1 protein-coding gene (cut by a window edge) is annotated in these 14,107 nt (G+C 46.0%); it reads left to right on the top strand.

Going from position 1 to position 14,107, the window contains the following annotated elements:
• Positions 1-14,107, top strand: part of the annotated coding region (locus F8B77_RS16525) for an ImpA family metalloprotease (protein ID WP_151656697.1) (this coding region is incomplete at both ends). Its footprint begins 13,005 nt before the window's first position; 14,107 of its 27,112 annotated nt are in view.

Raw genomic sequence — 14,107 nt, 5'->3', positions numbered from 1 at the left:
TTTAACTCCAGCTCAATTGACCGAAATAACAGTACTGCGTGATGGTACTGCGACCTTTAGATTGGTTGATATTGCTAAACACTATGATGAGCTGGTGACATTTAAGGTCTTAACACCACGTAGTGCACCAAATATCAATTGGACACTAAATGCTAACGGCGATCTGCAAGTTAGCAGTGTTGCAGCGGATAGCAATAACGTGACCGTTTCATATCAAAATGCTGATTCAACTCTAACACTAATGACAGTGTTACCTGTCGATAGAAATGCAGCTGAAAGTCTCAGCTGGTCAGTTGTAAGAGATGGTGTGAGATTTTCCAATATTGCAACGGTTAGCGTTGCTGATATAGTCAACCCATTAGCCCTAGCGAATTTGGCGGCCCGTGTTACAGATAGTGGCATCAGTGATAGTGAGCTGTTTGCTGAGTTTATTGGTTTAACAGAGCTTTCAAGTGATCCGGCAGTACAGAATCAATATCGAAGTACGTTGGCTAATTCTGGTATTTCTACGTTACCGCAATTGAATGCGTTAATCACCGAAGTGAATGGCAGCCAATCTAGCACCGATCCCCTTTTTGTTGAACTACAAAATACCGCGACCAATGATGTGACCCTATCGCAGCTTGAGGCCTTATTCCCAACACAATATTTGCCTGAAAGCTTGCTGAGTAACTATCAAGCGACATTAGCAACAAATAGCTGGTCGACAACTGAGGACGTTGAAGCGCTCATCGTGCTAGTCAATACCCAAAACGCGCTCGATGAGGATAATGATGGGGTACTTGGGATTAATGATTTAGATGATAATAATCCTTACACCGACAACGATAGTGATGGATTGCCAGATCGCATTGAGACAGATTTTGGTCTGAATCCAAACGATCCAAGTGATGTCGACTTATCGATTGATAACAACAGTGACGGTATCCCTGATGTGTTGGCTAGCATTCAAGCGAGTCTGCCGACGCCTAATCAATTGAATACAGCTAAGTGGCTAGAATATCACTCACAATTAAGCATTTTGCCAGAGCTGGTTGTTACTGAGTTGATCACACAGCCGTTTGAGAAAGCGCTGGATTTAAGCAACTTGAGTGGTGACGTGTCCTATGAATTCATTGTCCAGTTTACTCAAAATAACGCAAATGTCGGCGGTTTATTAGGCGGTCGAAACTATGATCAAGGGCTTGACACCGGTTGGCAAATTCGTTTTGAGCAAAGTGCTAACAATATGGGATCCACTCTATATGGTACATCTGATTATGTATTCACCCCTGTTAACGGCCAATCCATAGCCAGTCCTTATGGTGCCCTAGCGCATGTGGTGATTGTGGGGCGTATGGGGCGAACGGAGATGTGGGTCAATGGCCTTCACGTGGGGAGTATCGGCCAAAACGCGATATTAATTAATCATCCTGAAACACCTTTGGGTATCCACAGTGGATCCTTGCAAGCTGGTGACGGTATTTATGGTTTCGCAGCCCATAACCAGGCGCTCAGCCAAGATGAGATCGTGTCTGCTTATGCTGATGCGTTTACCATTTATTTTGATACTGATAATGATGGCATGTACAACATGGTCGATCTTGATGACGACAGCGATGGGGTTAATGACTGGCTCGATCGTTATCCGTTGGATCAAACTGAATGGGCGGATATTGATGGTGATGGCATCGCGGATAATTCAGATATCAGCGTAATCGATGGCCCAACAGGCGATGCCGACGGTGATGGTGTGCCAAATCAAGATGACTTTGATAGCATTTCGGTAGAAGTTTACGACGCAGGTAAAGTATTACTGAGTGTGTCGACCGAATCGGGCGGAGATACGTGGCGTTTCCGTATAAATGAAGGCGAATGGCAAGTTGCCGCAACGAATCCAGTGATAGTGGAACTTGCCAATGGTGAAGCCCGTTTTGATCTTGAAGTGCTAGACGGTGTTGATGGTGAGGTGATTGGTGGTGCCATATTATTTGAAAGTATTTCAACGGTGCCGCGTATTACTTCTGGTTGGGAAAGCACGATATCGACACTCCAATCTGATCATGCTAATGCCTCATCTGCACTAGAAAACCAAGACGTAACCCTTGCTACAGAGCAAGAATTGATAAACTTGATCAATGCTTCAATCGATCTCGAGCCGAGTTTGCAAGATCCGATTAAACAGTACTTCTGGGAGGGAGTAGGTAGCGTAAACTGGAATTCTGGCCGACGTTCAGGTACTTACTCTTCTGGTCTGAGCACTTCACTTGAACTTTTACCTTCTACGTCTGCCAGTGATGCGCCCGGTAAAGCAATGTTGTTGGTGGCACAACAAGGGGCATGGCGTTACGCATTGCCTTCTAATTCGATGTTTATTGGAGCAATGGCCGACAGTGGGATGAATGCGTTAACGCATAATGTGATGGATTGGTTATTGAGTAATGAGTCCGCAAACAAACACATTCATTTAGTGGTAGCTAACATGCCACAAAACGGCTACTCCAAACACGTCGACAAATTAATTGCCTGGTTAGAAAGGGAATATGCCGGTCGTTATACGTTAGTAAAATGTGATGGTCCAGCCTTGCTTGGTTGTTTGCAAACCCATTCCCCAGATCTCGTCATTGTGGGCGATGAAGGCGTCGATCTTTATGATAGGGATGTGTTCAGTGACGCCTTCGCTTATATCAAAAACATGAATATTCCTACTATTCTTGAGCATCAAGAGCCGTATGGTGGCTCGCCTGCTATGCAAGCACTGCGCTCATTGATGAAAGTGAGTTTATCCAGCACTGGACAACAAACGGTAGCTACTAATGTTACTTTGGCGAGTTTACAAGCTTCTCCATTGATGAATACCAAAGACCTTTTTGAACGTTTGCAAACCGGAAATTGGAATTACGCGGCAGCGAAAAATTGTAGTGAAGGTGAAGGAGCGGGAGTTTTCTTAGAGTGTACGACACCCGCATTGAACGCTGAATTATTTGATGATATTAATCCACTGCGTGAGAGGTTAACGAGTTATGGGCGTTCAAAAATTAATCCTTTTGATGTAATCGATCCTTTAACTCAATCTTTGCTGTTGTTGGCACAAAAATACCGTCTTCAAATTGATTATCCAATTGAAATCAATGCCGGCACTGCGAAAGAATATATCAATGCGCTGTTTGCGGAATTGATGATCTCTCACTCGTGGGCTGAACAACAGGCGCAACCTGATTTAGGTCGTTATTTCGGTCAAGACAATAAGACCATTATTAAAGGGGAAAACTTTCATTACAACTACCCTGAAACGGTGGTGAATCAGCAGCGTATTTTGGGTATAGACAGTAAAAACTGGTCGTTATCGTTTGATTCTGATTACAGTTATTACGCTCTCCGTCAGCGACAATGGACGATGACTGGCTGGTATGCTTTGCCTGGTGTGCCTGTCACTATCACTCGTAACGACATGGCGGATTCGACAGTTAGTAACGTTTCTGTTCGTTTGCATTATGCGCGCAGGGGGACGCACCGTATCTTTGACGAGCATTGGTCGCCGATTATGGAGCAAAAAGAAATTTTCGATCTTGCTAATAACGAATCTGTTACTTTTGCCACACCATATGGTGCGCCGATTTATTTGGCGATTGATGGCCAAAACATCAATCGTTATAGCCAATTTACCGTAACAGGAGCAGCGAATCATCCCGCGATCTTTGACGCCAGCGATCTTGCGCAGCGTGAAGACTTTTTTGACATGCTCGATACGGTCGAGATCCCACACTTGGATATTAAATACGGCCGTCATGAAGCGCATTCGACGCTCAGTGACTATCTCGATGGGGTGACTCTATATGGTGGTGATCGTGAGAAGCACTTAGAAAGCTGGTATAAAGATCATATCTTTGTTTACTGGATGAATGGTATGGCTGTTGAACAGTCAGAAACCATGGAAGAGATTTTATCGCCAGATGTGATGCAAGCATGTATCAATTTAGTGGATGAAGCTTCATGTAAAGATACGATCCTGCATGGCCATCAATTTGTTCAGCATTATAACTATGATTACTATGCAGTGTACGCTGGGGCATCAGGCGTATCTGGTAATCCGTCAGATCAGAGTACGTCCCTCAGTGTTCTTTTTGGTAATGCGTCTGATAACCATGAGTTAGGGCATCAGCAGCAGCGATTACGTCTTGAAGCCTTTGGCGCACAAGATCGCAATAATTGGTCGACTTATTATTGGATGAGTACCGAAACTCAAATAGACCTTTATCGCGATATTGCGGTAGAGAACTATTACAAAAGAAATCAGCAGTTTGATCGTATTCCCATGTGGAAGATGGCAGAGTCACTTGAAGGCGCGTCGCGCATCATCTCAGTGCTTGCAGACATGCGTAACGGTTCTAACCAAAGGGTGGCGCTCCGTCAATTCACTGACGGTACTTGTGAAGCCCACATTACTGACAACGGTGAAGATTCACTGAACTTTACCGATCAGCGCGGCATGTATGGACGTGCCGTGTCAGAATCCTTCTTCAAGCAAATTGTCTATCAAGGTCGTGGTATGCGTTTGCGTGATGGGACGGTGCTGCGTGACCAGAATGGCCTTCATACCATGCTGCGCATTTGGGAACGTCAGTTTATGCTAGCGATGAACGGCGTATGGCAAAATACCGATACAGAAAATGAAGTTCGCTGGGCAGGGCTTAGAGATGATCTTGGCTTCAGTTTGTTCCCATTCAGAAGTACGAATACGTACAACACGAGCTACGGTAATGATCGTGACATAGGTTCGATCCCCGGCAACGACTTTATGCTAGTCGCGCTAAGTTACATTACTGGGTTGGACTGGGTGCCTTATTTCAAAATGTATGACATGCCTGTGTCTGATCTGGCGAAGGCGCAATCTGCTGTTAACGGTATTCATGGAGTAAAAGAAACGGGACTCTATGCACATGAGGCGCTTTCAATACCGTGGGATGGTATTGCTGGCATTCCATGGATGCATATAGATATAGATAACCCAAGTGCGCGTTATCCGTTCGGCGATAGTTCACCTGTTGATTGCGATGGATTTAGCTTACCAAATCCACCTGTTGAGGTAGACTTTACCCGCAATGCAGATGGCACCATTGATTTAACAATGAGTACAGTTCAAGGCGCAGCGCTTTCTGTGACTAACAATACGCCAACCATCATCAATTACGACAGTGCTAATCAACGTGTGACTGTATTGCAAGACGGCGTGGCAGAATTGCAAATCACCGGCGGTGCAACCAACAGAACCTTTAAGTTCCAAGTGTTTGTCAGTGAAATTCAAGATTTAGACCTCGTGTTCTCGGAAGATAATGCGCGTGGAACCATTGCGCTCTCGCAAGGTAGCACCGATAACTTGTATTACCGCATGTATGGCAAAGAATACCGAGTGACCGATTATCTCGAATTTACGCCAAATCTGTTGGGTGACCTAATCACCTTCTTCTACCGCACGCCAAAAGGCTTGGTGTATTCAATCGAACAAGACTACGACCTATCCAGTTTTTATGAGGTGGAGGATAGTGATAATGATGGCTTATCGGATCGCTACGAATTGGTGCGTGGTCAACACCCTTATTCTCCAGATGATGGTGATTTAGATACCGACAGCGATGGCTTGACCGATGCGTATGAATTAGCGTGGAACCTTAATCCTGACAGTGATGTGGATGGGGCGGATGCCGATTCTGATAACGACGGTATCAGCAATTTTGAGGAATCCTTAGCAGGTTCTGACCCACTTGATATCAACTCTTATGACCGTGATCGAGATGGTGTTTTTGGTGCGGATGATGTCGATGATAATAATCCTTACAGTGATAGCGATGGCGATTTGATTGCCGACATTACCGAAACTAACACCGGTTTTGATCCACTTGATCCGTTGGATATTGATTACTCTATTGATGAAAACAATGATGGCATGGCTGACATTTGGGCGCAGTTACAGGCGAACTTACCAGAGCAGGGCGAAATAGGGCTCTTGGCGTGGGCACAGCATGTTAATGATTTAACTGTACCTGCTGAGGTTGTGGTGACGGACTTTATCAATCAGCCAAGACAGCGTGATGTTGACCTGAGCGCCTTAAGCGGTGAAGTGTCCTATGAATTTGTCGTTGATTTACCAGTCGACAGATCTAACTCTTTGGCACTTCTTGGAATAAAGCTCAATTACCTTGACATTAACACGAACTGGAGTTTACGTTTTGAACAGATTCACAGTGATGGCAAATTAGGCTTGACACAATATGCTTCGGCGGATCCGGATAAGGTATTCTCTGCTGTGAATGGTCAATCTGTTAATACGCCTTACGGTGATCCTGTTCACATTGTATTCCTTGGCAGAGGCAGTAACAGTGAAGTGTGGGTCAATGGTGTGCAAGTGGGAGAAATTGTGGGTCAACCTATGCTGATCAACGATCCCGCCACGCCACTTGGCATCAATGAGGGTTATGTCGAAGGCAGCGAAGGGATTTATGGCTTTGGTGCCTATAACCGCGCGCTTTCGGTTGATGAAATCGCAGCGGGTTATCGTAAAGCACTGAATATTTACGTCGATACGGACAGTGATGGTATTTATAACGTGCTGGATCTCGACGATGACAATGACGGCTATTTCGATGACGGTACGTTAGACGAGCTGGGTATTGGCCTCGGCGTGGCGATTGGTGGCATAAGCGGTGACATTAATGTACTGATTGCCAGTAATACACCGGTGAGTTACGCGCTGCTATCAAGTTCATCCATCCTAAATGATGTCCGTAATGAGCCATATCTCAGTCTCTACAACAGCGAATTCACCAAAGTGGGTGTTGTGAAAGGCAATGTTCATTTGCAACAAATCATCAATGCAGTGAATACCAGTATTGATACGGTCACTGCCATTAGTGTGGCGGCTGATAATAACGATGCATCTGACATCAGTTTTGAAAACCTCTCTGTGGTGATTGATTTGACCGATTTGAATGAGGATAACCTTGGTTATTATCAATCACTCATTGCCATGAACACCTCAACCACATTGGCAACGGTTTCGGATCTACAAACCTTGGTGAACAATGCCAATGTAAGCCAAACGCAAATTGACACCTTGGCGTTAATGGCGGAAAACCAAGATGCCTCAAGCCTCACATTGGCTATGTTGCAAGGGGTATTTGGTTTGAGCATCACGGATGTGAACTTAGAAACTTACCGGATGTTCATTAGTACCTCTGATGCGGCTGAAGTTGGCAATCTTACCAGCTTACAAGCCATGATTACCGAAGCAGATGCCTATGTGATTGATCCAATACTCGGTATTACAGGACATGTGGTACTAACTGACATCTCAGGCGCATCGGTTCAAGCGTTTGAATTAGTGAATGGTGCCAAAGGTACAGACCTCACACGTGGCACTGTGATGCTTGATGCGAATGGTGACTTTAGTTTGGTCATGTCTGCGACCGCTAATCCAGTCTTAATTGAAGTGACTGGCGGTATGTATCAAGACGACACCACCGGATTGACGCGCACTAATACGCAAATTCGTGCAGTCATGCCTGAAGTGAAACGTCGTGATCACCTGATAGTTTCGCCTGTGACAGACATTGCTGCACACACGGTGCAAACCGATTACAGCTTGTCTGCGATTAACAGCGCGAATACTGCGTTGGCGCAATGGATGATGGGTTCGATGGATGCGAATGCGATTTTCTCCGTCATTCCTTCAACCTTAGATTCAACAGGTACAGGTATAGAACAAGCCTATCGTGTGGCGCTGACAGGGCTTTCCGTACTTGGCAGCGGGCAATCAATTTCTGTCGTTAATTCAGCCATTGCCTTGGATGCGGCAGATGGTTCGCTTGAATCAGCCACCTCTCAAATGATGTATTTCAATACTCAGCGTTGGTTACGTCGTCACGGCTTGACAGAGCTGGAACTGAATACACCAAGCTTTGGTCTGGATGCCGCCGCGCAGCAGGCAGTGGATACCTTGTTAGCCAATAATCCTACCTTGGGTTATTTCCCTGAAAGAATGCAAACGAGCACCGGCACGCTCGATCTCACGGCATTGTTGGGCGCTGAGTTGCCCGCTTCTTTGGCGCCAAGTTTCAGTGTGCTTGATGGGGAGAGTCTGGTTGATCTCACGACCGGTCAACTTGACACAGATCTATATGGTAGTGAGATTTTGGTTAAAGTGACCTTTGATCTTGAAGGCGTTGAATATCTCGAAAATGTTGTGCTTCTACCGCAAACGTCACCTGTAGTTGTTACTGCTACGCTTGGTGATATCACCGATGGTGTCAATGCGCTAACGACTGCTAATTCCTTGAATGCGCTTGTCTCCGTTACGAACTTCACCCCTGATGTGATAAGCCTTGAAAATGATGAAATCACGGTGCTTGAAAGCGGAGTTGCGCGGTTACTTATTGCAAATGCCAACCACGATTGGGAAAACGTCGTGCGTTTCAATGTACGTGATGAGTCAGAAATATCTGTTATTACGTGGGGCTTAAACAATAACGGTGAATTAGTGGTTGTCACGCATGATGGTGATGCATCAAGTATTGTCATGACCTATCAAGGCACACAAACACGCTTATCTGATTTCACGTCTTTGACCTTTGATCGCACATTGAATGAATTCTTCACCTTGCAGGTAGAAAAAGATGGCGTGATTTTCTCAGCGCCGCAAACCCTGTCCATTGCCACCATCAACAACGAAATTGCGATAGCGAATTTGGCGAGTCGCGTGGTAGATTTGACCATTGATGATGCAGATATCTTCAATGAATTTATGAGTTTAGATAGCATCAGGGCAGACGCCAATTCCATGGCGAAATACCGTGCAACTTTAGCAGTGCAAACCATTAATACCCTTGAAGAGTTGAATAACTTGATCAGCGATACCAACGAATTTTTGGATGTGTTTGTTCAACTTAAATCCAATATCGCGTCAAATATTACCTTGGAAGCACTCGCTACAGCCTTACCTGATTCAGAGCTTTATGATTTTGCCTTGGCGCAATATCAAACAGCGTTACCAAAAACAAATTGGCAAACCCAAGTGGATTTGGCTTTGGTCATCGAGTATGTAAACCGTAACCTTGATTTACCTACCAGTGGCACACTCAATCTTGGCGCTTGGTTAGGACAAACGGCGTCTGGTGTTAATGCGCTGCTCACGCACAATACCGAACTACGGGGCACTGCATCCGCAACCGTCGATCTCAGCGGTTTGTCTGGCGATGTGACCTATGAATTCTTGTTGCACTATCCAGTTGACAACTTCGCATCTGGTGGCATGTTGTCGCAATCAGGTAATGGTGCGCTACGCTTTGAGGTGTGGAGTAATAGCAAGACATATGGCTATACCAAATTTGGTGCTGGTGACTATCAATTTAACGCAACCAATGGCGGGTCTGTGGCGACAGTCTTTGGGCGTATCGTTCATGTGATTTACACCATTTCCGGTAGTACCGCTAACTTGTATGTAGATGGAGTACATGTAGGCACTGGCGGCAATGCCTTCCTCATTAATGGCACATCATCGACATTAGGTAACAATGACAGCAATGCGTTTACCAACAATGATGTGATCCACGGGTTTGCCGCCTACAACGAGATATTAACGCCAGAAGAAATCGCTTTACACCATCAAATGGCACTGTCTGTATACCCTGATTCCGATGGCGATGGTTTGTTAGATTTCATTGAATTGGCACTAGGGCTTGATCCAACTGATGTTAACGACGGTGCCACAGCAGACAGCGATACCGACGGTTTCACCAACTTGCAGGAATACCAATCAGGCACAGATCCATTAAACGGCGCTGATTATGATGCCGACGGTGATGGCGTGTCTGTGCTGCATGATTTGGATGACAATGATCCACTCACCGATACTGACGGTGATGGATTACAAGACAGCATTGAATTTGCCATCGGGTTTAATTCACTTAATCCAAATGACATTGATTTCACCCTTGACAATGATAACGACGGTCAAGCCGATATTTGGACCTTGATTCAATCCAATACGGATGTGCTTAACGGTGATTTCACAGATACTGATGGTGACGGTTTGTATGACTTCTTTGACCCAGATGATAACAACGATGGGGTATTGGATAATGGTGAACCTGATGTGACGGGTTATGGCACTGGCGCGGTAACCGCGAATTTGGTGGTCGAACTCAACCAAATGTTGGCAGCAAATACGACTATTACGGTAAGTTACTTAACGGGTAGTGGTCAACTATCGAATATTGTAGTGGTAAATGAAGCGCAATATCACCAAGCGTTTGTAGCTCAAGGTACATTCACGTCGGTGGCACAGATACAAGCGGTGCTTGATACCGTCAATGGCCTTGCTGCGATTGCCGCAGCGAATCAAGCAGGAGATGCTAGCAGCATTAGTTTGAGTGAGCTTCAAGCGTTACCAAACTTAAACAACCTTGATGCGGCAGCGCTAGTCCAATATCAAACCGACATTGTAAATGCACCAGCGGCAGATTTAGTTACCCTGGCGCAAGTGCAAACCTTGATTGACAACGCCAATGCTAATCAAATCAGAGTCGATAATATCGCATCTTACGCGGGGACAGATGCTAATGTACTTACCGGTGCCATGCTCGCCGCTATTACAGGCTTGAACTTTGATAGTAATAACCTCACCTATTACCGCGAATTCATTCAAGACAGCGTTGAATCAGAATTGAATAACATCGTGAAACTCCAATCTTTGATTGATCAAGCCGATGCCTATGCCATCGATCCACAATGGAACATTTCAGGTCGAGCGGTCGCAAATAACATCAATGGTGCATCGGTGCGAGTGTTTGCAATTGAATCTGGCGTGAAAGGCACAGATCTCACCAAAACAGCAGGCACCACGGACGCAAACGGTGCATTCAGCATGACGATTGTGCCGACTTCGCTTCCTGTGATGATGGAAATCACCGGCGGCAGTTATCAAGATGAAGCCACAGGTAATACATTAACGAACAACACATTAACTAGCGTGTTACCTGAAATCGCTCGCCGTGACGCCGTGACGGTATCCCCACTCACTGACATTGCCGCTAAACTGGCCGCCGGTGATTTGACCGTGGCAGGGATCAATGCGGCGAATGCTTTGATTGCCAGCATCTTCTTGGATTCCGCTAATGCCGATGATGTGTTTGCGATTGCGCCAGCGGCGATGAATGCCACAGGCACAGGGCTTGCTCAGCAATATCGCACCGCCTTGATTGGCTTGTCGGTATTGGGCGGTGGTGAATCCTTAGCCAACGTGACCCAAGATTTGGCGACAGATTTAGCAGACAACTCGCTTGATGTGAATACCGCCAAAGCCTTGTACCTCAATACGCAAACTTGGCTTCGCCGTCACGGCATGACAGATTTGGCGCTTAATGTACCAACCTTTGACTTAGATAGCGCCGCACAACAAGCCGTGGATACAGTGATTGCCAATGACACGACCTTGGCGTATTTCCCTGAAATCTTGCAAACCAATACAGGCTCGCTTGATTTGGCCGCGTTACTTTCAGGTTATGTGCCAACAGGCAGCAATGTCAGCGTCAGCGTCCTTGAGGGTGACAGCTTAACGGCACTCACAGGGACCTTCGATACCAGCTTGTACAGCAGTGGTGCGCAAGTGCAAATCAGCATAGAAGTGGACGGGGTTGCCCGTTTAGAGACCATCACACTACAACCTAGCGCGACACCTGTTTCCATTACTTCAACCCTTGGCGATATTAACAACGGCTCTCACACTCTGACGGTGACCGCTTCTGATAGTCAAAGTGTCACCATCGAAAGCCTCACCCCAGATGTGGCGACTATCGCTAATGGTCAAATTAGCGTGGGTCAAGATGGCACTGCTCGCTTTGCGGTGACGGAAATTGATGGCACATGGCAAGACGTGGTCAGCCTTAATGTATTGTCGCCTCGCACTGCGCCAAGCATTGATTGGGCACTCAATGCCAGCGGTGATTTGCAAGTGGCGAGCATTAATGGCGACACAGTGAATGTTAATGTGAGTTACCAAGGCAGCGATTCGAGCTTGACCATGATGACGCTCTTGCCAGTCGACAGAAATGCGAGTGATAGCATTAGTTGGATGGTGGAAAAAGACGGCGTACGTTTCTCAACGGTACAAAGTGTTGACGTGGCGGATGTGGTCAATCCGCTTGCTATTAATAACTTAACTGCGCGTGTGGCAGATGCGTCCATCAGTGATGCGGATTTATTTGCCGAGTTTATGGGACTCACTGCACTGTCAACGGATGCGACAACGTTGAGTTTATACCGCAGTGAACTCGCCAATAATGCAGTCTCTAGTTTGGCTGGCTTGGAGAGCTTGATTGCGGACGTCAATGTGAGTGCTACTGCCTTTGTTGCTTTACAAAACACAGCAAACGCGAATATCACGATTGAACAAATCCAAACCTTGTTGCCAGCGCAATATTTGGCAGCGAGTTTGATCGCTGAATACCAAGCGGCATTGGCAAGTAATGTGTGGAATACCCCAGATGAAGTGCAAGCCTTGATTGCGGTCGTGAATAATGACAATGTCGTTGACAGTGATGGTGACGGTATTTTAGATGGGGTTGAACTAGCACAATTTACCGACCCGAATGATGCCAATCATCCTGTCTACCTAGGACAACTCGATAACGATAACGATGGTACTCTCAATAGTTTAGATACCGATATCAATGGCAATGGTCAATTGGATGAAACGGAACTGTTCATTACCTACAATTCGAGTGTGCTAGCGGGTAATGTTGACGGCCTGCCGATTCCATACACAACGAATAAGACTGATAATTGTCCTGCCAGCGCTTCCCCAAGCGAAACGGTGGGTAACATTGCGTTGGTCTACTATGACGGGGCAAACGGCTGTGGCTTTCCTAGCGCTAGTTACACAGCGACCCAATATACCGTCAACGAAGGGATCAGCTATCAGTTCAATACCGCGATACCTTTATATCAAATTGGTTCACCGCAGGTGGCAGCAAGCTCATTCCGTATAAATGAAGCCTACCCAATGCTGCGTTTGCCGCGTGATGTGAAATACGACATTTATGAGGTGACCTTAAATGGCAGTGATTGGATCGCGACCAAATTACAAACCGTTGAAGCCGATGACATTCCTGATGATAACTGGTTATTCATTAATCAAGATGTGAGTGAGCGCACCACGGCACTGAACCTCATGGCAGTGCCAGAAGATTTAGATCTCTATGGTGATCTGATTTCTAACTTTAGCTTGGTGCAACTGAATAATGACGAAACCCGTTTATCTTTCTTTACTCGCATCAACTTTGATGCTTGGCGTTACCGTCTAGATGGTGGTGAATGGATAACCGCCATTGAACCAAGCGTGATCTTAACGGGGTTAAACCTTGGTCAACACACTGCCGAGATGGAAATCATTGATGGTGACGGTAACCCCGTGGCGACGCTTGATCCGCAAACCACGATAGGGGAGATTTACGCGGTTGAAAACCTCACGCCAGAGAACAGCTTATCCTTTGATTACGTAAACCATTACACGGGCAGTGAATACCAAGCGGTTGCGATGTTACCAGGTTCTGGTTTAACCGGTCCAAGCGCTGTAGAAATCCCCAATTGGTGGGATGAGGCTGAAATTGAAACTGTTTTCACAGTGGAGCTTAAAGATGTCGCTGGCAATGTCTATCCTGTGACGATAAAAGGGCATCGTATTTATAATCAAATCCAAACAGCGATGCACTATGTTACTACTCCAGGTGAGTTAACGCCTCAGTTTGGTACGGTCAATAATTTCCATGTCTCATTCAGTAGTATCTCTTTCAGCGCATTGCCGACGGGTACTCATTATAATGGTGGTGTGGTGACGTTGCGTTATGTCAGTTCAGCGCAAGAAGAGCTGGGGATTTATCCGTTAAGTATTGATTTCACCTTACCGTACAATGATTTTGATGGTGATGGCCAAGAAGACGGTATCGACCTCGATCTGGATGGCGATGGTGTGGCAGACACACTTGATGTTAACAGCTACAGTGTGACGTCCGATACTGATGGTGATGGCATGGGTGATGGCTTTGAAACCACCTATGGATTAGATCCATTAACTGCA

The organism is Aliivibrio finisterrensis, from assembly GCF_008933155.1.
GTDB lineage: Bacteria > Pseudomonadota > Gammaproteobacteria > Enterobacterales > Vibrionaceae > Aliivibrio > Aliivibrio finisterrensis.
Note: the sequence above shows the minus strand (reverse complement) of the source record. Positions and strands in the feature narration are given on the sequence as shown.